The organism is Coprococcus sp. LG101-27 (assembly GCF_027695515.1).
In the GTDB taxonomy this organism is placed as follows: Bacteria; Bacillota; Clostridia; order Lachnospirales; family Lachnospiraceae; genus Allocoprococcus; species Allocoprococcus comes.
Window position 1 is genome coordinate 87,016 of record NZ_JAQEUJ010000006.1, and the last position, 25,862, is coordinate 112,877.

At 43.7% G+C, this 25,862-nt stretch carries 26 protein-coding genes and 4 tRNA genes; 6 read left to right on the top strand and 24 right to left on the bottom strand.

All coding sequences use genetic code 11. The features are described from left to right. Window positions 1-6: 6 nt before the first annotated feature. The 5 genes from gatC to PG766_RS06685 all read right to left on the bottom strand — a co-directional run bounded on the left by gatC (window position 7) and on the right by PG766_RS06685 (window position 5,512). Window positions 7-300 (bottom strand): Asp-tRNA(Asn)/Glu-tRNA(Gln) amidotransferase subunit GatC, encoded by a 294-nt coding sequence (gene gatC / locus PG766_RS06665; RefSeq protein ID WP_118218546.1) that lies wholly within the window; start codon window positions 298-300, stop codon window positions 7-9. A 14-nt stretch (window positions 301-314) separates the two neighbouring features. Further along, the gene (locus PG766_RS06670; protein WP_270590645.1) at window positions 315-1,499 is read right to left on the bottom strand and encodes a hypothetical protein; all 1,185 of its coding nucleotides are present in this window, start codon (window positions 1,497-1,499) and stop codon (window positions 315-317) included. Window positions 1,500-1,563: 64 nt separating this feature from the next. Continuing rightward, window positions 1,564-2,895 carry an aspartate--tRNA(Asn) ligase gene (gene aspS, locus PG766_RS06675; RefSeq protein WP_270590647.1) on the bottom strand — a complete coding sequence of 444 codons (1,332 nt, stop codon included), beginning with the start codon at window positions 2,893-2,895 and terminating at the stop codon, window positions 1,564-1,566. A 615-nt stretch (window positions 2,896-3,510) separates the two neighbouring features. Next, window positions 3,511-4,779, bottom strand: a complete 1,269-nt coding sequence (locus PG766_RS06680) for a chloride channel protein (protein ID WP_270590648.1) — start codon at window positions 4,777-4,779, stop codon at window positions 3,511-3,513. A gap of 292 nt (window positions 4,780-5,071) precedes the next feature. Beyond that, window positions 5,072-5,512 carry an Rrf2 family transcriptional regulator gene (locus PG766_RS06685; protein WP_022220806.1) on the bottom strand — a complete coding sequence of 147 codons (441 nt, stop codon included), beginning with the start codon at window positions 5,510-5,512 and terminating at the stop codon, window positions 5,072-5,074. 127 nt (window positions 5,513-5,639) lie between these two features. Here PG766_RS06685 and PG766_RS06690 point away from each other — a divergent pair, with 127 nt between their 5' ends. Both PG766_RS06690 and PG766_RS06695 read left to right on the top strand, forming a co-directional pair. Next, window positions 5,640-6,416 carry a 4Fe-4S binding protein gene (locus PG766_RS06690; protein WP_270590649.1) on the top strand — a complete coding sequence of 259 codons (777 nt, stop codon included), beginning with the start codon at window positions 5,640-5,642 and terminating at the stop codon, window positions 6,414-6,416. 107 nt (window positions 6,417-6,523) lie between these two features. After that, complete coding sequence (locus PG766_RS06695) at window positions 6,524-7,087, top strand: hypothetical protein (protein ID WP_270590650.1); 564 nt, start codon at window positions 6,524-6,526, stop codon at window positions 7,085-7,087. An 85-nt stretch (window positions 7,088-7,172) separates the two neighbouring features. On the opposite strand, the gene PG766_RS06700 is transcribed toward PG766_RS06695, so the two are convergent. The 8 genes from PG766_RS06700 to eno form a co-directional block, all read right to left on the bottom strand. Continuing rightward, window positions 7,173-8,138, bottom strand: a complete 966-nt coding sequence (locus tag PG766_RS06700; RefSeq protein WP_055247651.1) for a carbohydrate kinase family protein — start codon at window positions 8,136-8,138, stop codon at window positions 7,173-7,175. Between the two features lie 334 nt (window positions 8,139-8,472). Beyond that, a complete protein-coding gene (locus tag PG766_RS06705; protein WP_270590651.1) occupies window positions 8,473-10,149 on the bottom strand; it encodes a M3 family oligoendopeptidase in 1,677 nt (558 codons plus the stop codon). Window positions 10,150-10,361: 212 nt separating this feature from the next. Then, a tRNA-Pro gene (locus PG766_RS06710) sits at window positions 10,362-10,435 on the bottom strand. 62 nt (window positions 10,436-10,497) lie between these two features. After that, window positions 10,498-10,568 (bottom strand) — tRNA-Gln (locus tag PG766_RS06715). A gap of 65 nt (window positions 10,569-10,633) precedes the next feature. After that, a tRNA-Pro gene (locus PG766_RS06720) sits at window positions 10,634-10,707 on the bottom strand. Between the two features lie 53 nt (window positions 10,708-10,760). After that, window positions 10,761-10,831 (bottom strand) — tRNA-Gln (locus PG766_RS06725). 136 nt (window positions 10,832-10,967) lie between these two features. Continuing rightward, complete coding sequence (locus PG766_RS06730; protein ID WP_270590652.1) at window positions 10,968-11,411, bottom strand: GNAT family N-acetyltransferase; 444 nt, start codon at window positions 11,409-11,411, stop codon at window positions 10,968-10,970. Window positions 11,412-11,564: 153 nt separating this feature from the next. After that, entirely contained in the window at window positions 11,565-12,872 is a 1,308-nt protein-coding gene (gene eno, locus PG766_RS06735; RefSeq protein WP_117557142.1) for a phosphopyruvate hydratase, read from the bottom strand. A 217-nt stretch (window positions 12,873-13,089) separates the two neighbouring features. On the opposite strand from eno, the gene PG766_RS06740 reads away from it, so the two are divergent. Together PG766_RS06740 and PG766_RS06745 are read left to right on the top strand one after the other, a co-directional pair. Next, a complete protein-coding gene (locus tag PG766_RS06740; RefSeq protein WP_270590654.1) occupies window positions 13,090-13,932 on the top strand; it encodes a YitT family protein in 843 nt (280 codons plus the stop codon). 103 nt (window positions 13,933-14,035) lie between these two features. Then, window positions 14,036-14,749 carry a GTP pyrophosphokinase gene (locus PG766_RS06745; protein WP_243006456.1) on the top strand — a complete coding sequence of 238 codons (714 nt, stop codon included), beginning with the start codon at window positions 14,036-14,038 and terminating at the stop codon, window positions 14,747-14,749. Window positions 14,750-14,826: 77 nt separating this feature from the next. On the opposite strand, the gene PG766_RS06750 is transcribed toward PG766_RS06745, so the two are convergent. Both PG766_RS06750 and PG766_RS06755 read right to left on the bottom strand, forming a co-directional pair. Beyond that, the gene (locus PG766_RS06750) at window positions 14,827-15,828 is read right to left on the bottom strand and encodes an asparaginase (protein ID WP_022220814.1); all 1,002 of its coding nucleotides are present in this window, start codon (window positions 15,826-15,828) and stop codon (window positions 14,827-14,829) included. A 29-nt stretch (window positions 15,829-15,857) separates the two neighbouring features. Next, window positions 15,858-16,394 carry an HD domain-containing protein gene (locus PG766_RS06755; RefSeq protein ID WP_008371469.1) on the bottom strand — a complete coding sequence of 179 codons (537 nt, stop codon included), beginning with the start codon at window positions 16,392-16,394 and terminating at the stop codon, window positions 15,858-15,860. A 156-nt stretch (window positions 16,395-16,550) separates the two neighbouring features. Here PG766_RS06755 and ymfI point away from each other — a divergent pair, with 156 nt between their 5' ends. Beyond that, window positions 16,551-17,285, top strand: coding sequence for an elongation factor P 5-aminopentanone reductase (ymfI, locus tag PG766_RS06760; RefSeq protein ID WP_270590656.1), 735 nt, complete (start codon window positions 16,551-16,553; stop codon window positions 17,283-17,285). 3 nt (window positions 17,286-17,288) lie between these two features. Here ymfI and PG766_RS06765 read toward each other — a convergent pair whose 3' ends face one another. The 9 genes from PG766_RS06765 to PG766_RS06805 all read right to left on the bottom strand — a co-directional run bounded on the left by PG766_RS06765 (window position 17,289) and on the right by PG766_RS06805 (window position 24,172). Continuing rightward, a complete protein-coding gene (locus PG766_RS06765) occupies window positions 17,289-18,044 on the bottom strand; it encodes a hypothetical protein (RefSeq protein ID WP_022220815.1) in 756 nt (251 codons plus the stop codon). 205 nt (window positions 18,045-18,249) lie between these two features. Beyond that, window positions 18,250-19,002, bottom strand: coding sequence for an exodeoxyribonuclease III (locus tag PG766_RS06770; protein ID WP_022220816.1), 753 nt, complete (start codon window positions 19,000-19,002; stop codon window positions 18,250-18,252). 29 nt (window positions 19,003-19,031) lie between these two features. Then, window positions 19,032-19,811 (bottom strand): tRNA pseudouridine(38-40) synthase TruA, encoded by a 780-nt coding sequence (truA, locus tag PG766_RS06775; RefSeq protein ID WP_270590658.1) that lies wholly within the window; start codon window positions 19,809-19,811, stop codon window positions 19,032-19,034. A gap of 54 nt (window positions 19,812-19,865) precedes the next feature. Beyond that, complete coding sequence (locus PG766_RS06780) at window positions 19,866-20,630, bottom strand: type III pantothenate kinase (protein WP_008371460.1); 765 nt, start codon at window positions 20,628-20,630, stop codon at window positions 19,866-19,868. Between the two features lie 3 nt (window positions 20,631-20,633). Next, the gene (locus tag PG766_RS06785) at window positions 20,634-21,299 is read right to left on the bottom strand and encodes an ECF transporter S component (RefSeq protein ID WP_270590659.1); all 666 of its coding nucleotides are present in this window, start codon (window positions 21,297-21,299) and stop codon (window positions 20,634-20,636) included. 56 nt (window positions 21,300-21,355) lie between these two features. Next, window positions 21,356-22,555 (bottom strand): bifunctional phosphopantothenoylcysteine decarboxylase/phosphopantothenate--cysteine ligase CoaBC, encoded by a 1,200-nt coding sequence (gene coaBC, locus PG766_RS06790; protein WP_270590660.1) that lies wholly within the window; start codon window positions 22,553-22,555, stop codon window positions 21,356-21,358. A 14-nt stretch (window positions 22,556-22,569) separates the two neighbouring features. Continuing rightward, entirely contained in the window at window positions 22,570-23,019 is a 450-nt protein-coding gene (gene nrdR, locus PG766_RS06795; RefSeq protein WP_022220817.1) for a transcriptional regulator NrdR, read from the bottom strand. Window positions 23,020-23,137: 118 nt separating this feature from the next. After that, window positions 23,138-23,833 (bottom strand): NUDIX hydrolase, encoded by a 696-nt coding sequence (locus PG766_RS06800; RefSeq protein ID WP_270590661.1) that lies wholly within the window; start codon window positions 23,831-23,833, stop codon window positions 23,138-23,140. Between the two features lie 81 nt (window positions 23,834-23,914). Further along, window positions 23,915-24,172 carry a PRC-barrel domain-containing protein gene (locus tag PG766_RS06805; RefSeq protein WP_270590675.1) on the bottom strand — a complete coding sequence of 86 codons (258 nt, stop codon included), beginning with the start codon at window positions 24,170-24,172 and terminating at the stop codon, window positions 23,915-23,917. Window positions 24,173-24,450: 278 nt separating this feature from the next. On the opposite strand from PG766_RS06805, the gene arcC reads away from it, so the two are divergent. After that, window positions 24,451-25,380, top strand: a complete 930-nt coding sequence (gene arcC, locus PG766_RS06810; RefSeq protein WP_117557150.1) for a carbamate kinase — start codon at window positions 24,451-24,453, stop codon at window positions 25,378-25,380. Window positions 25,381-25,862: the final 482 nt, after the last annotated feature.

Here is a 25,862-nt window from a genome sequence, read left to right on the forward strand (position 1 = left end):
TTCCTCCTATGCGAATGTTCTAGGTACTTTGTAGCTCTGTTCTTTCTGCTGCGGCGCATTTGCCAGCATTGCTTCGTGATTGTCTCCATTTGTCACTACATCCTCACGGAATACATTATTTACCGGAAATACATGTGACATCGGTTCAATTCCTTCTGTATCCAGTTCATTCAGGATATCAATATAATCAAGCATGGTTTCCATATCTTTCTTTGCCTGCTCTTTTTCTTCGTCAGAAAGCTCCAGCTTTGCCAGGATTCCAACGTATTCGATTGTTTCATCCGAAATCTTGTTTGCCATTGTACTCGTCCTTTCTAATAATAATTATCGTAAAAGCTTTCGTACTCCTCCGATTCAATCCACTCACTCGGTGTAAGTTCTACTGTAAGTCCTTCCAGATCAACTTCTGTTCCATCGATCAGGACAATATTTTTCAGCTCCTGTGGAAATCCTGACTCTTCATTACCGATCAGCATTCCCATATAATTTTCGTATCCGGCGCTTACTGTCACGTCGTAATCAAAAATCCCAAAACCTTCCACACATTTCACATCATAGACACCTGCAGGTACGTCTTTTCCTACTGTAAATTTATCCGATACGGTTTTCGATTCTGTAAGCGGATTTGGAATTCCTGTTAAATCCATCTGTGCATTCTCTGCCATCATATGAAGCTCCATTGTATCCTCTACTACTACATAGCATCCCGGAAACACTTCAAAACCGCTGACTTCTTCTTGCGAATCCTCATAATCATCTCCAAAATAATACTGCGTCCAGATATTGTTTTTGCTGTCTATCAGTTCTACCCGGCCACTTCCACCATTGCAGGTCAGTATGTAGGTTCCCTGCGGAATATGTACCCCGCCTTTATAAATACCGGCCGTCAGATCTGTTTCGTAGACTTCTCCGTCATCTGGCATCACTTCCTGCACATCGCTGTACGGATCATCCTCGGTGTAGCTGTCACTGTCATCATATGTATAGTCTTCAAAATAATTCTGAACCTCATGAATGATCGTTCCACCAAGCTCGCCTGCAAGTGTGGCAATGATCACAAAACCGGCCAGAAACTTTCCAAACTTCTTTTTCTTTTTTACCGAACGGCTGCTTTGTTGCATTGAAGATGATGTATAACTGTAACTCTGGTTTCCTGTCTGGCTGTAGCTTGTGCCTGCGGTATTGTAGCTCGCATTTGCTGCAGAATATCCATTTCCCGCCGGATTTACTTTTCCTGCTGCCGCATTCTTTGACGCCTTTTTTGCAGCTGCTTTCTTTGCATTTTTATCTGCATTCTTCGCCTTACGCACATTTTCCCGAGTCATGGTCTTTCCTTCATACGGCTTTTCCGCTTCCGTATGTATATGTGTCAGCGATTCTTCATGACCGGAATTTCCAAGTGTCACATACTGATCGTCATTCTTTGAATTGTCAAGCCCACACTCTGTGCAGATATTTCCGTTTAATTTTCCTCCACATAAGGAACATCTTCGTCTCATTTTGACCTCCCCCGCTGCCTCTTGTCAGCTTCCTTTTTTACCTGCCAGCCAGGGAGCTTCGTCTCTACGGAGTAAGTCTGCTTAAATCTCTCGGGAAGAGGGTTGTCTCACGGACGTTATCTTCACCAAGAAGCTGCATTGTCAGACGTTCCATTCCGATTCCAAGACCTCCATGCGGCGGCATACCATGTTTGAATGTATCCAGATAGGTCTCCAGTCCTTCTTCCGTCATTCCCCGCTTTGCAAGCTTTTCCATCAGCATGTCGTAGTCATGGATTCTCTGTCCTCCGGTCGTGATCTCAAGTCCACGGAACAAAAGGTCAAAGCTGAGTGTGAATTTCTCATCCTGTGGATCGTCCATTGCATAGAACGGACGCTTCTTTGACGGATAGTAGGTTACAAATACAAAATCAGAATCCCATTCCTCTTTTGCGTACTGTCCGATCAGATGCTCTTCCTCGGGTTCCAGATCAAATGGATTGCGGATCTTACGTCCATACTTTTCTGAAACCTTCTGCTTTGCCTCGTCAAAACGGATTGCCGGAATTTTAGAGACATCCGGAAGTGTCACGTCCAGGATTTTAAGTTCCTTCGCATAATCCTTTTTCAGAATCTCCATCGTATACTGAAGGAAGCCCGTTTCCATCGCCATGATATCTTCAAAGCTGTCGATATAACCCATTTCAAAATCCAGACTGGTATATTCGTTCAGATGACGCTTGGTGTTGTGTTTTTCTGCTCTGAATACCGGTCCTGTCTCAAATACTCTGTCAAAAACACCAACCATCATCTGTTTGTACAGCTGTGGACTCTGTTCCAGCACTGCCGGACGATGGAAATAATCCAGTCGGAAGAGGTTAGATCCTCCTTCTGCTCCTTTTGCTCCGATCTTCGGGGTATGAATTTCTGTAAAACCTTCTTTATACAGGAACTCTCTGAATCCTCTTACGATTCCTTCCTGAATTTTAAACTTCGCTCTTTCCCTTACGTTCCGAAGAGAAATGGAACGATAGTTCAGCTTCGCTTCCAGGGAAGTGTTCAGTTTCCACTTTGAAACAGCAAGTGGAAGGCTGTCTTTTGGCATACTGAGTACTTTTATCTCACTCAGACGGATTTCAATTCCGTTCGGTGCCTTCTCTGATTCGGTCAGTTTTCCTGTTACTTCTACTGTAGCGGCTTCTCTTAAATCTTTCAAGTTAAATTTTGTAACGCCTTCTTCGTATACACACTGGACCAGACCTTCCCGTTTTCTCAGAATCACGAAAGCGACTGTTCCCATGTCACGAATTGTATGAACGGCTCCATTTACCTTCACTTCTTCTCCAAGTCTTCCCTCTTCCAGTAATTCACTAAGTTCCAGCGTTTCTTTTTCTTTTACACCTGTCATAAATTCCATGTCACAATCCTCCTAAAATATGTTTTGCTTTTGTCAACTTCGTATTCCGGATTGTTTTTTGATGTACATGGCACTAAGAAAGAATGTGCCTCGGCACATTCTCGCGCCGAGCGCGGTCGCTTGCGACATTCTTCATCTTCGTGCGAGTGCGCATCTCCGGCACGCAGTGCCTTTTGTTTCATAGGAAGTTCCTTCGGAATTTCCTATGAAATAAAAAAGCCCCGGAATACTTTTTCGTATTCCGGGACGGATAATCTGATGATCCGCGGTACCACCCGCATTGAATCCTTTGGGATTCCTCTCTTACATACGTAACGTGCATGAACCGTATTACCCTACTAAAGCACCTGTGCTTTCCATTCAGATAATCTGCTCCAGAGTGTTCCCTTCACCTCATTCCTCAAACAGCGCTCTCAGTCGGTGACGCCGTATTCCTGTCAAGTTCCAGAAGCAAGAGTCTCTTTCATCGCTTTGCTTTACTAAATTATTTTTAGATACTAGCACACGTTCTTTACTTTTTCAAGTATTTTCTTCTATTTTTTAATTTTTTCTCGTTAATTGTCAGCTTTTTTGCTTTAAAATCATCAATTCACTTTGTTTCTTTTTGTTTTTTGATTATTTCGTATGTTTATCCACGTATTTATTCTCTGTTTTGGAATAAACAATTTTCTGTTCCTTATATAAGCTGTAATATCCGGAAAGCAGATAGCTTACCGCAACCACAATACAGTAAAACGGCATCCCGTTAAATCCAAACAACTCTGCTGCAATCAAAAGAGATGTGATCGGACTGTTTGTAACTGCACAAAAGACACCAACCATTCCACATGCCGCACAGATATCTGTCGGTGCTGCAAGGATCGTAGACATAAAAGAACCAAGTGTCGCCCCGATAAACAGTGACGGTACGATCTCCCCACCCTTGAATCCGGCGCAGAGCGTCAGTGCCGTAAACAGCATTTTCAGAAGGAACATCTGTGGTCCTACCGTCTCTTTAAAGCTTGCCTGGATCACACCTGTTCCAAGCCCCAGATAGGCATCCGTTCTGAGTGCAAAATACAAAATGATCACTCCTGCTGCCCCTGCAACCACACGCACATACGGATTCGGAAACCATTTCTTCAGATAATGTTCCCCATTATGCAGCACAATACAGAACAGTGCTCCGGCAAGCGCACACGCAATTGCCAGAATGATCGCCTTGATCGAATCCACACTGTAAAAATTCGGAACCGATTCTACCAAATACGGCGGAGTAACGGTCCTCACTTTCAGAAGCAGCGCAATCCCCTGTGCGGCAAATGCAGAAAATACACATGGCACCAGCGCGGCATAATACATCACACCAACACTGATCACTTCCATTGGAAATACAACCGCCGCCATCGGTGTCCCGAAAAGTGCTGAAAATGCGGCACTCATACTTGCCAGAATGATGATCTTCTTGTCACTCTCATTCAAATGCAGATATTTCGCACATACATTTCCTACACTTGCTCCAAACTGAAGCGCTGCACCCTCTCGTCCGGAAGATCCTCCAAACAGATGTGTGATCGCTGTCGATATCAGAATCAGTGGTGTCACCCATCCCGGAACCTCTTCCTCATCCGACCGGACTACTGTCAGAACCAGGTTCGTTCCGGAGTTCTTCTCCTGCCCGGTAATTTTGTACAGCCAGACGATCAAAAGACCTCCTAGCGGTAGCCCAAGAATGATCATCGAATTTGCCTGTCTAAACGAAGTCGCCCATACAATCGCATAGGAAAATCCGCTGGCGATCAGTCCGATGAGACTTCCGATCACCCCGGACAAAACGATCCATTTGAACAATGAACCATACAGATTTTTCCATGCTTCTCTCATTTCTTTTAATTTTTCATTCATCCTTTGTTCCTCGTACTCTTATTTTCTTAAAAAAGAATATGCCCTGGCACATTCTCGCGCCGAGCGCGTTGCTGAGCGCCAGTGGCATTAAGCAACGACCGAAGCGGAGCGTAGACCGCTTGCGACATCCTTCATCTTCGCGCGAGTGCACATCTCCGGCACACGGTGCCTTTTATTTAACAGGAAGTTCCTTCAGAATTTCCTGTTAAATAAAAAATGCTGTATACACATCCTTATTCCACTTTTTATTATAGAAAATTTTTCTTTTTTTGACAATTCCAACTGACAAAGATTATTTCTCTTTTTCTAACTGCATATGATAATCCCGGATCATATCTGCAAGCGTAACTGTCTTCAGGCTGTCTTCCAATGCAGATTCAAATTTAGAATAGGAGTGTTGCAAAACCGCCCGGATGTTACGTCCAACTGGACACAATTTAGAAGCTTTGGTATGTACGTGAAATATATTTTTACAGAACTGCGGTTTCACGGCATTGCAAATTCTGTATACTGTAATTTCTTCCGGCGGCATATTTAAAGTCGTTCCACCGGTACCGTTTTTCACATTAAGGATTCCATCTTTTTTTAAAGCACTCATGATACTGCGTATCGCTACCGGATTCGTTCCCGTTGATAAAGCAATCTTTTCACTTGTGATCTTATCCGTCTCTCCAAATTCGCTGACCAGTATCAAACAATGGATTGCAAGCGATGCCCTTATTGATAACTGCATACTCTGACTTCCTCCTTTGATTTCATTTTAGCTTATCATATTTTTCTATAGGTGTAAATATTGACATTACATCTATGAAATGATAGTCTTGTTGTAAATTCAAAAGTTACACCAAAGGAGTAAAAAAATGAAAACATATCCAATTGTAGAAATTACATTTAGTCCTACCGGAGGGACCAAAAAAGTTGCAGACCAGATCAGCTGCTATCTGGGAAATATTACAAATACCGTGAATCTTATCCGGCACGATGTCAGCTTTTCAGATGTAACAGTCCCTTCTGATTCACTTGCTGTCATCGCAGCTCCTGTATTCGAAGGCGTTATTCCTGATATCGCCATTGAAAGGCTGAAAGAGATACAAGGGAACCATGCAAATTGTGTAGTTATTGCCGTATATGGAAATCGCGCATATGACGATGGTCTGATCCAGTTAAAAGATACCGCCGAGTTATGCGGTTTCAATGTTATCGCCTCCGTTGCAGCTGTTGCAGAACATTCTATCATGCGCCAATTCGGCAGTGGACGACCAGACGAGGAAGATAGCAAAGAGTTAAAGAAATTTGCAGAAGAAATACTCGAAAAACTTTCCTCTGAAAAAGAATTGTCTACTGATTATTTCGTGCCTGGCAGTCATGAGTATAAACGCCTTGGCAACCTGAATGTTGTTCCAAAAGCAAGTGCTTCCTGCACTGGCTGTGGAAAATGTGCCGATGCCTGCCCAACAGGTGCAATCAATAAAAATAATATCCGAACCGGCGATAGCAGCAAATGTATCAGTTGTATGGGATGTATCGCCGCCTGTCCAAAAGGTATCCGGAAGCTAAATCCTGTCTTTTTGGTTGCCGCATCTCTGAAAATGAAAAATCTGTTATCTGGACGAAAGCCAAATGAGATTTTCTTATAATCCTCAGCAGACATTTCCTTCTCGCTGTCGATTGAAATTTTTATACGAAACTGGTATTCTATAAGAAAAGAAAATCGATCATTTTCATGATCGAAGGAGGTTAAGATATGTCTGAAATTTTAGCTTTCTCAGAATCTGCCGATTCTGATCCAAAGCTTTCTACAGAACCAGTTTCCGAATCCGGAGACATCCATACAGCCACTGATGTACCACCCAAAGAAGCTCCAGCTCCGGAACCAGATTCCTCTGAAACAGAAACCATTTCATCTGAGGAAAAAAAGAATACTTACACGGATTTTTCATCGGAAGATTTCAAATCTTCTGACGATTCCGAAAAAGATCCGTTTACCGGAGAAAAGAAAAGTTTCCACCACCACATTTTCCATACAGTAAAAGAACTGAACTATCTGCGTGAAAAATATATCCTGGAAAAAATTCCGGATGACCAGCTTCTTGAGTATCTGAAGCTTGAAGAAAAGCGTCATGAGCTCCAGGTGCAGGAACGCAACATCCGCGAAAAACGGATTATGAATGCCTTTATGCTGACAGTGATCCTTGCTGCAATTGTAGCTGTAGTATACAGTCTGCATGAGAATCCGACGGTACTCATCAGTATCCTGTATATTGGTGGAATCCTTGCGGGCATCCATGTCTGGAATAAGAAAAAATAAATATTATAACATGCACATAAGAACCTCTGCCGGACAAGATGTCAAGCAGAGGTTCTTCTCTTCTGTCTTACAACAGATTCCTTTTTTATACATTCTGGATAAAGTTCTTGATTTCTTCTCTGGTCGGCATAACCCGAAGTGCCCCTTTTCTTGTTGTGATCAGGGATGCTGCCGCATTTGCAAATGTGAGAAGCTCTTTTAAATTTTCTTCGGTCAGCTCTTCCATTCCATGCTCCAGAATATAATTCAGGGAATTGGCACAGAACGTATCTCCGGCGCCGGTCGTCTCGATCGTATGCTCCTGGACAAAGCCCGGAACTTCTACCCGGAGATCTTTATAATATGCACGGCTTCCGTCTTTTCCGAGGGTAATGAGTACCAGCGGAATCTGATATTTTTCACGGATCAGTCTTGCTCCCTCATCATAGTCCGTGGTTCCGAACAAAAATTCCACTTCATTATCTGAAATTTTCAGGATGTCACATTTGGAAAGTCCGTATTCGATCTCGGCTTTCGCCTCATCCAGTGATTTCCAGAGTGGCGGGCGGAGGTTCGGGTCAAAGCTTACGATACATCCTGCTTCTTTTGCCACATCGATCGCATATCTGGTTGCTTCTCGCACGCCTTCATGGGTAGAGGAAAGTGTTCCGAAATGGAAAATCTTTGCCCCGCGGATCAGATCTTCGTCCACTTCTTCTTTTTTCAGCATCATATCTGCTCCCGGATTCCGGTAGAAAGAGAAATCTCTGTCACCATCCGGATAAGTATGTACGAACGCAAGTGTGGTATGTACTTCTTCATCCATTACCAGATTCCGTGTATCAATTCCAACTTCTTCGACTGCAGTTTTCAGCTGTTCTCCGAACATATCTTTTCCGACTTTTCCGATAAATGCGGTCTTTTTCCCAAGCTTTTCAAGCATGGCGAGTACGTTGCATGGTGCGCCTCCCGGATTGGCTTCCAGAAGCGGATTGCCCTGTGCACTTGTTCCATTTTCTGTAAAATCAATTAGCAGTTCGCCTAAGGCGGTTACGTCATAGATCTTTTCCATATTCGATTCCTCTCTTTATAATCCTCTTGGATGCAAAGTTATAGGCTGTGAAGACGGATTACACAAAAGAACTGTTTCAAATTCAGTTGTGCAAACCATTCCGATGAACCTCTTAGGGCGAAAATCGTGTTCAGCAGAGGTTTCCACGATTTTTGAGTTTCATCTCCATTGCACAAAATCAGAATTTGAAACAGTTCTTTTGTGTAATTCGTCCATCAAGGTTATCGATAATAATCTTCGATCCCATACTCTTATAAGCAAATTATACCTTGTCCCTCCAGTACATGCAATAAGATTATGTAATCGATATCATGTTTTTTCAGTTTTCTTTCCCTTAAATCAGGTTCAGTTTTTTCAGAACGTTGTAGATAGTTCCCTCTTTAAATGGATCGCTTAGGTTTCCAATTTTCAGGAGTTCGTGGTAGCCTTTGCTTCCGCCCTGGCGGCAGAGGGCGTAGTAATCTTTCCATGCACTTTCCAGGTCTTCCTGCATTTTTCCGTAGTATTCAAGTGCTCCTACACGGGATACGGCGTAATCAATATAGTAGAACGGACACATGAAGAGATGCTGTTTCTGCATCCAGAAGCCGCCCTGTTCCAGGAATTCATTGCCGTCATAATCTCTCCATGGAAGATAGATTTCTTCCAGTTCGTGCCATACTTTTCTTCTTTCCATTGCGTCTGTCAGATTTTCAGCGTACACACGGTGCTGGAATTCGTCTACGCATGCCATGTACGGCATTGCTTCCAGGGAATCCCACAAATACGCTTTTTTCTGTTTCTCTGCATTTTCACCAAAGAACAGATGCATCCATGGCAATGTGAAATATTCCATTGCCATCGAATGGATCTCGCTGATCTCTGCGGTACTGAATGTCTGCGATAATACCGGAATATTGCGTGACGCTGTGTATGCTTCAAAGGCATGTCCTGCTTCGTGGGTAAGGACATTGACATCTGCATTGGTTCCATTAAAGTTTGCAAAAATGAACGGTGCCTTATATTCTTCCATAAAGTCACAGTAGCCGCCCTGCTGTTTTCCCTGTCTTCCTTCCAGATCAAACAGACGGTATTCCATCATAAAATCAAAGAACTCTCCTGTCTCTTTGGAAAGCTCATGATACATGGTTCTCGCCTTTTCCAGAAGTTCTTCTTCCGTTCCCTCCGGAACTGCATTTCCATCCGGATAGGTAAGACTTTCGTCATAATATTTTAATTCTTCGATGCCAAGCCTTTCTTTCTGTTCCTCATAAAGTTTCTGACAAAGCGGTACGATATGCTCCCGGATCTGCTTACGGAATATTGCTACATCTTCCGGCGTGTATTCAAATCTTTCCATCTTCTGATACATCATCTCGGCATATCCATTAAATCCAAGGTTCTTTGCCATCTGCTGACGGATTCCGATCAGTTCCGTATAAAGGGAATCCAGTTCATCCGAAATCGATTTATACAGCTCTGCCCACTTTTCAAAAGCTTCTTTGCGGATGCTTCTGTCGGTATCTTCCATCATCTTTAACAGACCATAGAATCCAAGCTGTTCTCCGTGAAAATCTGTAACCGGTGCCGCTGCAACCTGGAAATACTTTTGAACCAGCTTGTTCTCCTGGATCTGCAGATCGGCATTACACGGATCGGTAAGCCGGACTTTGTTCTCTGCCTGTCTGGAATAAACTTCTCCGAACTCTTTTTCAAGCTCTGTTCTGTAAGAAGACTTCAGATAACTCTCATAGAACTTTTTCATTTCGACATCAATCTGTGGCTCGATCTCGAAAATATATTCCATCTCTTTTCGATAGAATTCATCATTGGTATCCTGGCTGTTGCGAATACTTGCCATGACGCGTGTCGTATTAAAGTGGCTGTTTGCATTCAGGATTGCGACAAATGCCTGATGCGCGCCTTCAAAATCTGCAGCCTCGTTAAAGTTCTTTGTTTCTTTCTGGATGGTCTGAATATACGCTTCCCCATCTGGACGTACATATTTCATCTCTGAAAATTTTTCCATCATCTTTTCCTTCTTTCCAATCTTTTTCCTCTGCCTGTCAGAATCATATTCTTTTCCCCAAAAGCAGCTCTATCCCGATTTTATCACAACTCATCCTGTGATTCCATCACCTTTTCGTACAATGTTACGAAAGAATAAAAATCTCTTCTGACACAGCCGGATTCTTCAATCCACATCTGCATCAAAAGAGATTCTTATCTTCAGACATACAAAAATCGGAGTGACAGGATTTGAACCTGCGACCTCTACGTCCCGAACGTAGCGCTCTACCAAACTGAGCCACACTCCGATAATAAATATATTGGATATTCCAAACGGAATATCCAACTTAAATTCTTATTCAATTAAAAACTACGGATAGAGGACTCGAACCTCTACTAACAGAGTCAGAGTCTGCTGTGCTGCCATTACACCAATCCGCATCAATCATCTGTTAATCTCTGTCCATCGAAATGAACAAAACATTATAAATTTTCAGAAAACCAAATCGGAGTGACAGGATTTGAACCTGCGACCTCTACGTCCCGAACGTAGCGCTCTACCAAACTGAGCCACACTCCGATAACCGTACCGGACAACTAACTGTCCGGTTAAGTCCTTATTCAATTAAGGAACTACGGATAGAGGACTCGAACCTCTACTAACAGAGTCAGAGTCTGCTGTGCTGCCATTACACCAATCCGCATCATCTGTTTGTTCGCTCTGGTTCTCAACAGCGAACAAACTTATTATAGCAAATCTTTACGGAAATGCAAGCATTTTTTTACATTTTTTTAAAGAAAGTCATTTCAAGTACTTCTTCTTCTTTTTTCTGACATTTTCTAGCAAAATTCTTTTATCATCTGATCATACTCCAGCCAGTCATAGCCCTGTCTCTTATACAGCTTCCAGGCTCTTTCATTCTCCTTTTCCACTTCCAGACGAAATCTTGTCACACCCTCTTCTTTGTGCTCTTCCATATATCTGAAATACTCACTTCCAAGTCCTTTGGAACGATACTCTTCTAATATATAGAGTTCTTCCAGCCAGTACACCATCCCGCCTGCTTCCTGCGAAAAGGTCTTGGCGATCAGTCCATAGCCTGCGATCTTGCCTTCCCATTCCAGGATAAACAGTTCCGCATAGGTATCACTTTTCAGACATTCTTCAAATGTCTTTTCCAGATAAGAATCCGGAACCGGATGATCCACTGCTGATGTCTGGTAAAAATCATGCGCCATTTTTATGTAGATTTCTTTGTCTTCTGCTTTTATTTTTCTGATCATTTTCCAGTTCTCCTTTTATTATCCTCACGAAAAGAGGTCACTCCCTGTTTGCTTAGAAAGTGATCCCTTTTCCCATTCTTATACTCTGCATAATATCATGCACCGCTTTTATTTTCAATACCTCCTGCCCGGAGGCTGGGTTTTCCGGAAATCTTATGAAAATCGTACAAATGGATTCTCATATCTGGCAATATTCCCAAGTCTCTCTTCAATCCTCAGAAGCTGATTATATTTTGCCACCCTCTCCGATCTGCACGGTGCTCCGGTTTTGATCTGTCCCGTGTTAAATGCCACCGCAAGGTCTGCAATAAACGGATCTTCTGTCTCTCCTGACCGGTGGGATACAATTGCCTGATAACCAGCCTTCTGCGCCATCTGGATCGCATCGATGGCTTCCGTCAGAGTCCCGATCTGATTCACCTTGATCAGAATTGCATTGGCGATCTCCTTTAAAATGCCGGCGTTCAGCCGTTTCACATTCGTCACAAACAGGTCATCCCCGACAAGCTGCATATCCAGTCCCAGTCTCGTCGTCAGAAGCTCCCAACCTTCCCAGTCTTCTTCATCAAGCGGATCTTCAATGGAAATAATTGGAAATTCTCCTGCAAGCTCCTCATAGTAATCAATCATCTCTTCCGTCGATCGCGCCACACGATGTCCGTGCATCTTCGCCTCTCCCGGAAATACATACTCTTTTCTCTCTTTATCATACAGCTCACTCGCTGCAGCATCCAGTGCGATCACAATCTGCTCTTTCGGTTTATAACCTGCCTTTTCAATCGCACGCATGATCATGTGTAGTGCTTCTTTCGCATCCGGCAGATTAGGTGCAAATCCACCTTCATCCCCGACTGCGGTCGGATAATCGTATTTTTCCAGAATCGCCCGAAGCATCTTATAGATCTCGGCGCACATCTGAAGTCCTTCTTCAAAGCAAACTGCTCCGACCGGCATGATCATAAATTCCTGGAGATCAATGGAATTATCCGCATGCCGTCCCCCATTTAGGATATTCATCATCGGAACCGGCATCTGCTTTGCATTTACACCGCCAAGATACTGATACAACGGAATCTCCAGCGCATCTGCTGCTGCCCTTGCTGCTGCAAGAGACACTCCAAGCATTGCATTTGCCCCCAGATTGATCTTATTGTCTGTCCCGTCAAGCTCCAGAAGCACCCGGTCGAGCTTCGCCTGCTCCAGCACGTTCATTCCCAGAATTTCCCGGATGATCCGGTCATTCACATGCTCCACGGCGCGTCTGACACCAAGTCCTTGATAGCGGTGTTTTCCGTCTCTTAACTCAATTGCTTCATATTTTCCTGTCGATGCCCCGGAAGGAACCATCGCCCTTCCTGTAAAATGACTCCCTGCAAGTACCTCTACTTCTACAGTCGGGTTCCCGCGCGAGTCCAGAATTTCCCGCGCAATAATATCTGTAACCGGTATATATTGGTCCATAATCCATCCTCCTTTTTTGTCTTTTAGTATGTCCTTTCGGGCGCTGAATCATGCACGAAAATCCCCGTATTTTCGTATCATCGTATACATTACGAAAATGCTCTAAAACGGTTGACTTCATACATTTTCGGCGTTACAATACCAACGGAAATCGGGTGATATTTTTCAGTATTTCATCCGTTTTCTAAAACTTTATGAATCAATCGGGGAATATAAAATGAGAGAAAAAATCGAAAATTTTATTGCAATGAGCGGAGCAACTCTGCTGATCGCAGTAGGGACTTATTTTTTTAAGTTTCCAAACAACTTCACATTTGGCGGAATCACCGGTCTTGCCGTACTGATTGCCAAAACCGGACTTATTTCTGCTGCCGACTTTTCATTCGTTGCCAATATGTCACTTCTGATTCTTGGCGCAGTGATCCTCGGTAAAAACTTCGTTGCAAAGACAGCCTACTGCAGTGTCCTGCTTTCTGTTGCGCTTTCTTTATTTGAACGGATCTTTCCAATGAACCAGCCATTTACCAATCAGCCTATGCTTGAGGTAATGTTTGCGATTGCACTCCCGGCACTCGGTTCTGCAATCCTCTTCAATATCGGATCTTCCAGTGGCGGTACAGATATTATTGCCATGATCCTGAAGAAATTTACAAGTGTTGACATCGGACGTGCACTGGTTTGCTCCGACATTGCGATCACCGTTGCAGGTTTCTTTATCTTCGACGTAAAAACAGGACTTTATTCCTGTTTCGGACTGATCATCCGTTCCTTCCTTGTAGACAGCTTTATTGAAAGTCTGAACCTTTCCAAATATTTCAACGTTGTCTGCAGTAATCCGGAACCGATCTGCGATTATATCGTCCACTCACTCGGTCGAGGCGCCACAATCTGTGAAGCACACGGAGCCTTTACCGGTGAACAGAGATACATTATTTTTACAGCGCTGAACCGTCAGCAGGCAATCAAACTCCGTAACTTTATCAAGGCAAATGATCCTTCTTCCTTTATTCTGATTTCCAACACCAGCGAGATCATCGGAAAAGGATTCCATAGCATTTAAAAGATTGTTATTTTTAAAACAATTTCCGTACTCTGTATGCTATGCACCTTACCATAGATATGCTATAATAATATAAGCAACCAGAATAAAGAGGAGTAATCATATGGAGACACAACTTAACCTGATTCCGGCTTCTGAGCATCCCACTGCGCTGGAATCACAGTGGCTAAATGCGATTAGTCCGGCTGATTTTATCAATAATAATAAGAACTTTGATGTTCTGATGATGAAGTATCGCTGTGCGATCCGTGAGATCCAAACAAAGCTGGAAGTCCTTGATGATGAGTTTTCAGCAGTAAACAGACGCAATCCAATCTCATCTATCAAATCACGTGTAAAAAGTCCTGCCAGCATCTATGAAAAGCTGCGCAGACGTGATCTGCCATTTACAGAGGAGAGTATTGTCAAGAATTTGGACGATGTCGCCGGAATCCGGGTGATCTGCCCGTTTATCAGTGACATTTATACAATTGCCAACCTGATCACTTCACAGGATGACATTACCGTTCTTAAGATCAAAGACTACATAAAAGCACCAAAGCCAAACGGTTATCGAAGCTATCATATGATCGTTGAGATCCCGGTTTTCTTTACAGAGGGAAAAGTTCCAATGCGCGCCGAAATCCAGATCCGCACGATCGGAATGGATTTTTGGGCAAGTGTAGATCATCAGCTTCGTTACAAAAAAACAATCGGTGCTGACAAAGATATCGAGGCCATCGAAGCCGAACTTTTGAAATGTGCACAAACCGTAAGCGAGACGGACTGCCACATGGAAGAAATCAAAGACATGATCGGCGACTTTGAAAAAATCTAACCGGAGAAAATTAAATATTCAAAAAGAGGAAGGTGTTCCATTCATCCGGAATCCTTCCTCTTTTATTTGCACCTGCTTTATCCTCTCTTTGTAAAAAGGATATCGTGATTGATCTGCGTGTAGAATGCTTTCTGCATATCCTGTTCTTCTCTTCCCATCAGCCACATCAGCTTTGTGATCACTGCTTCCAGCGTCATATCATAGGCTTCGATCATATTGAAATCCTGCTTCACTTTTTTCCCGACTTCATAGACCGTCATATTACTTCCCTCATTGGCAACCTGTGTTGTCATCACGACAAATTTACCCTTACCTGACCATTTTTCCATCTCCTGATAGAATTCCTGAACAAGCGTCTGCGGAATACCACCTACGCCAAAGCTTTCAATTACCAGACAGTCATAGTGTTCAAACAGATAGGACAGAATATCCGGCTTCATTCCCGGGATCAGCTTTAATACATATACACTGTCTTTCATATCATAATAAAACTTAACTGCATGGCGGCACGGAATCTCCGGAATATACCGGACCAGGATACCATCCTGAATAACTGCAAGATACGGAAAATTGATACTCGAAAATGCATTGTAACTCTTTGCATGCTCTTTCTTTGCACGTGTTCCGACAATTACCTTTCCGTCAAATACAAGGTTGACCCCCTGGGAATCATCATCCGCCGCATAAATAAAGCTGTCCAGCAGATTTGTCTTCGCATCTGTCACATCCATATTGATTGGCTTCTGCGCTCCTGTAACAACAATCGGCTTGGCTGAATTCTGTATCATATAAGAAAGTGCTGCCGCTGTATATGCAAGCGTATCCGTGCCGTGGCAGATTACAAACCCATCATAATATGCATAATTGTCTTCCACTGCTTTTACCATCATTTTCCAGTGTTCCGGTGTTACATTCGTGCTGTCAAGATTACACACCTGCTTTGTCTGAACCTCACATACATTTTTTACAGCCGGAATATAAGATAAAATATCCTCCGGTGTCAGTCCCGGTGCCAGTCCATCCTTTGTCTGACGGGATGCGATCGTCCCACCTGTACCTAACATCAAAATCTTCTTCATCTTTGATTGTCCTCTCTTCTACCTCATTATTATCCAAAATTTTTGTCAATCAGACTACAGTATTCTGCAAATGCTTCCGTCTCTGCAAATGCTTCCCGTAATGCTTCTCTGACGCCTTTATAATACCATCCGATCGTTGCTTTATCTTTCATTCGGAATCTGTTCCACAATTCCTCTCCACATACAGGATAATCCCGATCAATATCCCGCATATTCGACAGCTTGTCCGCAAGTCCAATCATCTGAACCTCAATTGGTGCTGTCTTAAGCCTTTCTATGGTTGCACTTTTTCTTTCCATCCAGGTCTTGGATTTATCTTCGCTTTCCTGTGATACGATTCCCGCGACTCTTGCTGAAAACATCTCTTTTAACACATTTGCATCCACACCCTCACAGTCCTCGATCGTATCATGCAGGATTGCTGCACTGATGATCTCCTCATCCTGTGTCATCGTGGATACTATCTTTCCTACTTCCATCGGATGTACAATATACGGTCTGTCGGTCCCCTTCCGATACTGACCTTCATGTACCTTGGTGGCAAAATCAATGGCTTTCTGTACCATGTTTTTCCTCCTCGCATCTGTATGACATTTTTTCAATATTTATCATAACACCAGCGTCTTTAAATCACAAGAAAATCAGTGTATAATATTGTCTGATTATGTAGAAAAAAATAACTGTAAAGTAATTCTTATAAATAGCAAAAGGAGTTTTTATAAATGAACAGAAAACAGATTCTTGTCACCGGCGCTTCCCGTGGAATCGGAAAAGCCTGCGCTATCCACTTTGCAAAAGAGGGATGGCATGTATTTTTAAACTGCCGCAAATCCATCAGTGAATTGCAGGCTACTGCTGATTTTATCACAAAGGAAACCTCCGGTTCCTGCGAAATCCTCCCAGGAGATGTAGGTGTTCCATCCGAAGTCGGACGTATCTTTGACCAGATTGAAATGTCCGGCTCCGGTCTTGACGTACTCATCAACAATGCCGGAATCGCATGGATGGGACTTCTGACGGATATGAGCATTGAAGAATGGAACCGAATGATTTCCACTAATCTTTCTTCCGCATTTTACTGCTGCCGTGCAGCACTTCCTTACATGATCCATCAGAAATCGGGACGTATCATCAATATTTCTTCGATGTGGGGAACTGTCGGTGCTTCCTGTGAAGTCGCTTATTCTGCCACCAAATCCGGTCTGAACGGTCTTACCCGCGCACTTGCAAAGGAACTTGCGCCAAGCAATATCCAGGTCAATGCGATCGCCTGTGGTGTCATCGATACCGTAATGAACGATCTTCTGGATGCGGAAGAAAAAGCTGCCCTCGCAGAAGAAATCCCTGCCGGACGTTTCGGGACACCAGAAGAAGTCGCGCTTCTCGCATGGCAGCTTGCAAATGCCCCTGCCTATCTTACCGGGCAGATACTGGGTATGGACGGAGGATATATCTAACTCCTACTCCCAGATCTTGTCCCACTTCGCATAAAGTGTAATACTGGATGCCGGGTATCTTTCGGATTCCCGGTTTTCCAGAAGCTTTGTCTGCTCCGTATATTTCTCATTCAGCTCATCTTCAAGTGTCCCATACTGCTCCTGTTTTGCAAGCTCTGCCAGTTCTTTTTCCTGCACAACTCCAGCATCAGTCCACGCATACCATCCTTCAAATCGATATCCGTCTTTCACTGCCGTTGGCATACATCCTTCACTTAACCGAAGGCTCTGCCCATACACAGTATAGTCTGCCGCAAATTTTCTTTTGTTCTTTCCTTTATTCTGCCCGGCTTCAAGCTCTTCACCATTTCCCCTTGTCGCAAACAGCCTTCTTCCGCCTGCTGTTGCCGTACCGTAATTCTCAATCTCACCACCTGCAGCGTCATAATAAATAACCGTATAAGGTGCCCAGACATATGCCGTACCAAACTTTTCTGTCTCTGGCCCTGTCCCATTTCTGTCAAACCGGAATCCGTAATGGTATTCTTTTCCTTCATAAAAATAAGTGAAAAATCCTGGTATTCCTGCCGGGATCCCAACTTCCTGATTTACCGACTTGTGAAAATCAAACCGGATCAGCTCTGCTCCATCCGGTGTCTCCCCATCATCTGCGTAAACCGATATTCCTGCACTATTGCACGCCCAGACAATCACTCCACCAAACATCACCAGCAGCAAATACCGAACTATCATCGTCCAGATACTTCCAATCCGTTCCATACATGTCCCTCCTCATCCCAAAAGCTAAATTACCCATGTATATTTATATGCAGGCAGAATTTTATATATTCCCTCAAACAGAATCATCCACTATCCCTGAACGAAAAATTTCAAAAAAATAAACTGATCAGATTCCATCGCACAAAAGTGAATCTGATCAGTTTATTTTTTTACAATTTGATGTCGCAGCTTATCGATCTCACCCCTACTTAAAATCCAGTTCCACCGGACAGTGATCAGACCCAAATACATTTGTCAGAATCTTCGCATCTTCCAACCTGCTTTCCAGTGCTTTTGATGTACAGAAGTAATCGATACGCCAACCTGCATTCTTTTCTCTTGCCTTAAACCGGTAGGACCACCAGGAGTAAATTCCTTCTTTATCCGGATAGAAATAGCGGTAAGTATCAATGAATCCCGCATCCAGAAGTGCTGAGAATTTTGCTCGCTCTTCATCTGTAAATCCGGCATTCTTCCGGTTGGTCTTTGGATTCTTCAGATCAATTTCTTTGTGTGCCACATTCAAATCTCCACAGAAGATCACCGGTTTTGTCTCTTCCAGCTTCTTAAGATAAGCAAGAAACGCATCTTCCCAGGTCATACGGTAGTCAAGTCTTGCCAGTTCGCTCTGGGAGTTCGGTGTATACACGGTAATAAAATAAAAATCCTCAAATTCCAGTGTGATCACGCGCCCTTCCTGATCATGTTCTTCTATCCCAAGTCCGTAAGTAACCGATAATGGCTCTTTCTTTGTAAAAATTGCAGTCCCTGAGTATCCTTTTTTCACAGCCGAGTTCCAGTACTGGTGATATTCCGGCAGATCAAGTACAAGCTGCCCTTCCTGCATCTTTGTCTCCTGCAGACAGAAAATATCCGCATCTGCCTCTTTAAAAAAATCCATAAATCCTTTCTGCACACATGCACGGATTCCATTTACATTCCATGAAATAAACTTCATCTCTTCTCTTTCCTCCATTTCTTTGGTTTTTATTTTTCGCTGATCTTCTGTACCGCTTTTTTAAGCTCCGCTTCTGTATAAAAAACACGACCTAAAAACAGTCCCTTCGCCGGTGCCGGAAAACCAGATTTCTTCCGGTCTTTCGCTTTCAGAATCTCCGGTATCTCTTCCGCTTTTATTTTCCCGATTCCCACATCCAGAAGCGTTCCGGTAAGTATCCGGACCATATGATATAAAAATCCATCTCCGATCCACGATAACGTAAGTGTATCCTTTTCATACACGATCCCAACCGCATAAATCGTCCGTACCGTATCTTTGTCCTCTTTCAAATCCGTAAAGGCGGAAAAATCGTGAGTTCCCATCAGATACTCTGCTGCTTTTTCCATCGCAGCGATATCGACCGGATGTGGAAAATGAAACCGGTATTTCCGATGAAATACTTCCATCTTGTCACGCAGATCAATCTGATACTCATAGCATTTCCCGACCGCACTCTTTCTTGCATGAAAATCCCGTTTTTCTCTGCTGATATCCAACACTCTGATATCTTCCGGGAGAAGTGCATTTAACTGCTTCTTAAAACTGTCCATATCAATTTCCTGTTCCAGATACAGACTGCACTCCTGCCCTAACGCATGTACACCACTATCCGTTCTTCCTGAACCACTGACCACCGTCTTTTTCCCTGCAATTTCTGAAATCCGCCATTCCAGAATTCCCTGTACAGTAAGTTCCGTATTCTCCTGTCTCTGCCATCCACGATACGCCGTTCCATCATAGGCAACTGTTATCCGGTAAGTATTCATCCTTTTATAAAAGGGGCGAAAACTTTATAAGTCCTCGTCCCTGTCACCTTTCTGTTATCTGTTTTTCCGGTAAATGATCAGAAGTCCTTTCAGGAGCAGATCGTCATCCAGTATGACCTCTCTCTTGCAGTACGGAACAATCTTCTTGGAAAGTCCACCTGTTGCGATTGCAGTCATCGGCTGTCCAATCGCTTCCTCAATCCGGTCAATAATTCCATCGATCGCCGCTGCACTGGAATAGAGAACACCACTCTTCATACATTCAATCGTATTCTTTCCGACAATCCGCTTCGGTGCTTCCAGACCGATTCCCTGAAGCTGGGATGCATTTTCCGTCAGGGCGTTCAGTGAAATATTCACTCCCGGATAGATCATGCCTCCGATATAATTTTTCTTTTCATCGATCACACTGACTGTTGTCGCCGTTCCCAGATCGAAAATCATCATCGGTGCTTTGTATTCTGCAATTCCGGCAACTGCATTTGCCACCAGATCACTTCCGAGCTGTGCCGGATTATCCATCAGGATATTGAGTCCGTTCTTCACGCCAGGTCCGATGACCAGTGTCTCTTTTTTCAGAATCTTTTCTGCCGCCTCTTTTACGACATATGTAATCTGCGGAACTACCGAGCTGATGATCGCTCCTTCCAGTTTCTCCGGTTTGATCCCGTGAATATCCAGAACCATCTTGATATCAATGGCATATTCCAGTTCCATCTTTGTCTTGATCGTGGAAAGCCTTTCGATAAAATAGGTTTTGTTGTCATCCACACATCCAAGTACAATATTTGTATTTCCTATATCAATCGCAAGTATCATTTTTTACACTCCTAATCTTTCCTGTACCCCTTTTTTCATCAGTGTTTTCCCAAGTACCAGCGTGATCACCGCCGCTACGATCGCCTCCGGAATCCCATTGATTCCGATAATGCTCAGAATAAATCCATATACCGCTTTCACGGTAACACCATTGGCTGCCGCATAGTCATTTCTGAAAAATACAAAAATAAGATTCATGACAAGAAGCGTATTGGTCAGTGCTCCGGCAAGTCCCGCCGCAACTAGTCCAACAGAAGATACTCCGTTGTTCTTAGAAAGCTTCTTGATCAAACGGTAAACATAAAACGGTACTACACCGATCAGAATACGCGGCACAAAACAGATGATCAGACTTCCGATCCCTCCACTGTATTCACCCAGACTGTAAAATGGAGTAAATACGAATGATGTCAATGTCGGATTTATCGTATTATTGATAAAACTTGTAAGACCAAATACGCCTCCAAGTGCTGCGCCCTTCTTCGGTCCAAGCATCAGAGATCCCATGATCACCGGGATATGGATGATCGTCGCCCTTGTAAATCCCAATGGGATATATCCGATAAACGGGGTGAATGCCAGCACTACAATAAGTGCTGCAAAGATTGCCATCTGTACGAGTCCCTTTGTTTTGGACATGGATGTAGTACGTTCATTGCCTTGATTCATTTTTCTTTTCCTCCTGTTACTATTCTCTTTACGAGATACAATACATTTTGGCTTTTTTATTTATTCATACACTCCAGAATCTTGTCCAGAATACAAGCTGCTGTCTCTTCCTTGCTGATCAGCGGAAGTGCAGTCTCATCTTCCTTCGTGATCAGCGTCATCTGATTTGTATCGCCCTGAAATCCTGCTCCGGCAACTTTAAGATTATTTGCCGCGATCATATCCAGCTTCTTCTTTTCAAGCTTCTTTCTGGAATTTTCAACCATATTCTCGGTTTCCATCGAAAATCCACACAGGAACTGTCCGTCTTTTCTGTACTCTCCGAGATATTGCAGAATATCATCTGTCTTTTCCAGTTCCAGACTCATCTCACTGTCCGATTTTTTCACCTTTTCATCCGCAATATGCTTTGGCCGGTAATCTGCAACCGCTGCTGCTTTACACACAATGTCTGCATCTGCTGCCTCTTCCTTTACCGCCTCGAACATTTCCTTTGCAGTCGTGACCGGAACAATCTTCACAAACATCGGCTTTTTGATCTCTGTCGGTCCGGTGACAAGCGTAACATCCGCTCCTCTTGCCACAGCAACGCGTGCAAGAGCATATCCCATCTTACCGGATGAGTGATTCGTAATGTAGCGCACCGGGTCGATTGCTTCTCTTGTCGGTCCTGCTGTGACAAGAATTTTCTTTCCGGTCAGATCTTTCTCATAAGCAGTATCCCGGTAAATATATTCATACAAAGTCTCCGCTTCCGGCATCTTCCCGGCTCCGTTATCTCCGCATGCCAGATGTCCACTTGCCGGCTGGATCACTTCATATCCATAATGCTCCAGAAGTTTTAAATTATCCTGTACGACCGGATTCTCATACATTCTTGTATTCATCGCCGGTGCAAGGATCTTCTTACATTCGGCACATGCCATCACAGTCGTAGTCAGCATATCATCTGCAATCCCGTGTGCCAGCTTGCCGATCACATTTGCCGTGGCAGGTGCGATCATCACAATATCTGCCCATTTTGCCAGTGTCACATGCTCCACACTGTACTCAAAATTGCGGTCAAATGTATCGATCAGGCACTTATGCTGTGTCAGCGTCTCAAATACCAGCGGATTGATAAAATTCGTTGCATTCTGTGTCATCACAACTTTCACATCGTATCCTGTCTTTACCAGCATACTTGCCAGTGTTGCAATCTTGTACGCCGCGATACCGCCGGTCACGCAGAGCAATACTGTCTTTTTCCGTTCCATTTGTCTTTCCCCTTTTATTCTAATATTTTCTTCAGTTCATCCATGAAGGTATTCACGTCTTTAAATTCCCTGTATACCGATGCAAAACGTACATAAGCAACTGGATCCAGCTTTTTCAGGCTTTCCATAACAATCTCACCGATCTGGCTGCTCGGAATTTCTTTCTCTTCCCGGCTGAAAATCGCTGTCTCGATCGAGTCGATCGTTGCCTGAATATCTGCTGCCGCTACCGGACGTTTATAGCACGCCCGGAGTACTCCGCCTTCCAGCTTAGTACGGTCATACTGCTCGCGGTTGTTGTCCTTCTTGATCACGATCAGCGGTATGGTCTCCACCTTCTCATAGGTTGTAAAACGCTTGTTGCACGCATCACAGGATCTTCTCCTTCTGATCGTCGTTCCGTCATCTGCCGGTCTTGAGTCGATGACTCTTGTATCAATGTTACCACAATATGGGCACTTCATCTTTTTTCCTCCTGCCTGGTTCTTGATTGATTCTACTGCCGAATCACGCACATTTTTAATGTCTATAGTATAAATCCTGTATACAGGGTTGTCAACAAATTCACACTTTATCAAAAGGCTATATAAGCCGGCTTTCCACCAGCTTCCATGCCTGTACGATCAGTGCCGCATGGTCACAGGCGATCCGATTCGATTCTTTTACCTTATAATAAGTCTCTCTTACCAGTCCACTTCTTTCCTTTTTTTCAACGATCGCCGAAATTGTAAGCTCTGCTTCTTTATTTTCCAATGCCAGTCGATAAATGGTTCTCTTCCAATCTCCATCCTCCTTCACCGATTCTGTCTGACAATGAAGCTGCATCCACTTTGCATCCGCCGCATCGTCACCAGCCTGCACCTTTACCTGCTCTTCATCCACAACCGAAAGATATGCCGATGTAATAATCCGTGCCCTCGGATCACGGGTCACATTCCCATAGACTGCAAACTGCTCCATCGGAAGATCCGCCACGCCGGTCTCTTCGGTCAGTTCTCTTCTTGCCGTATCTTCCAGATTCTCATGAAGTTCAATAAACCCACCCGGCAGCGCCCACCAGCCAATGCTCGGATGATTCCGCCTTTTAACCATCAGAACTTTCCATTCTCCGTCCACTACCTTTCTTTTACAGGAGAATATAACTGCATCCGTTGTCACACAAGGATTCTTATATTTATAAGGATCATACTCTTCCAGAAATTCTTCCAGCGTCTGTCCCTTTTCATTTTCGTTTCCGTTTCCCCGGAATGGCTCGATTTCTTTAAAAAATGCTGTCATTTTTCTTCTCTCCTTTGTCTTTTTACTTGTTCTCATTTATTTCACTGAGCAGTCTGTACTCTTCTTCCTCTTTTACTATTCTTATTTACACGGCTTCAGATATTTGTCCTCTTTAATTTCCACAAGAATAATATCCTCTCCAATCCTGCGAATACACTCAAACGGAATAATATACTCCGCATCATACCCAAGAATTCCACAGATTCTTCCCGGTCCCGGTACGATCAATGCTTCCACACACCCTGAACAGATATTGATCTGCAGATCTGCAACAAACCCGAGCCGCTTGCAGTCACATATGTTGATGACCTCACGTTCTTTTAATCCGCAAAATCGAATCCGTTCCTCTTTCATACTGCACCATCCATCGGACTTCTTATTATATTATATGAACATCTCCCCTTGTTGTCAGCATGTTTTCTAAAAATCTCCGTCCTTGTGCCATTTAGCTTCTGCCCACCAGTAATTCCTTTTTATACTGTGCATTTTTGCCAACTAATGATTGCAATTTCCATAAAAAAATACTATAATTTTTATATATTTTTTATCGCTGTTGTCTGCGTTATATGTTTTTCATACGCAGACAATTCAAATTCTGAGAAACAGAGGGATGTAATATGAAGAAAAAAGTTGTTGTTGCATTAGGACACCGCGCACTCGGAACCACACTTCCAGAGCAGAAGGTTGCCGTTAAAAAAACTGCAGTTTCCATTGCAGATCTTGTTGAAGAAGGATACCAGGTAGTAATCACACACAGTAATGGACCTCAGGTTGGTATGATCCATACTGCTATGAACGAATTCAGCACCAATCATCCAGATTATACCGCTTCTCCGATGTCAGTCTGCTCTGCTATGTCGCAGGGTTACATCGGATACGACCTGCAGAATGCGATTCGCGAAGAACTGATCGGACGCGGCATCTATCGCAGCGTATGCACCGTTATCACACAGGTAACTGTTGATCCATATGACGAAGCATTCTATACACCAACCAAGATTGTCGGACGTATCATGAACGCAGAAGACGCTGCCGCTGAACGTAAAAAGGGCAATTATGTAGTAGAAGTTCCTGGTCAGGGCTTCCGCCGTGTCGTTGCTTCTCCAAACCCGGTTGATATCGTAGAAGTTGATGCCATCCGCACCCTTACCGATGCAGGACATATTGTAATCGCCTGCGGTGGTGGCGGAATCCCGGTACTCCAGCAGAACAATCACCTCAAAGGTGCCAGCGGAGTCATCGAAAAAGACCTTACTGCCGGCAAGCTTGCTGAACAGATTGATGCTGATGAACTCATCATCCTGACCAGTGTGGAAAAGGTATGCTTAAACCACGGAAAAGAAGATGAAGAAGAACTCGATAATATCTCCGTAGAACAGGCTAAGCAGTATATGGATGAAGGACACTTCGGAATCTACAACATGCTTCCAAAATTCCAGGCATCCGTAGGATTCATAGAAAAGAAAGAGGGAAGAAGTGCTCTGATTACTTCTTTTGATACTTTGAAAGATGCTCTGAAGGGTAAAACCGGAACTGTTATTGAATAACTATACAAAAGGGACGACATAAAGGACTCCGTTTTCTGTGGGTAGAAATGGTGAAGAGTCCGTAGAGAAAAAAGGCACCAGTAATTTGGATACCGGGCTGATTCGCGGAATAATCCTGATGATTATTCCACTCAGCAGCCCTCTGGATTTCGTGCTTGTAGCACGAAACCAGATCCGAATTACTGGTGCATTTTTTCTAACGGACTCTAGCACCGTTTCTAATCACAGAAAACGGAGTCCTTTATGTCTATGCGCTGGCAAACTTTTAGTTTCATAAGCATTCACACTAAGCACTTTATTCCTACTACCTGCCATCTCCTCCACTCGCACCCACCCCATAACGGGGGCAGCCTCCAGGTGTCCCCCCGTGGAATACAGCAAGGCAGGGACAAGTAGATTCTGTTTTTTTATGTTAGAAAGCGGCGATTAGGGTCCGTTGTAAAAAGGCAGCCGGTAATTTGGATCTGGTTTCGTGTTTCATA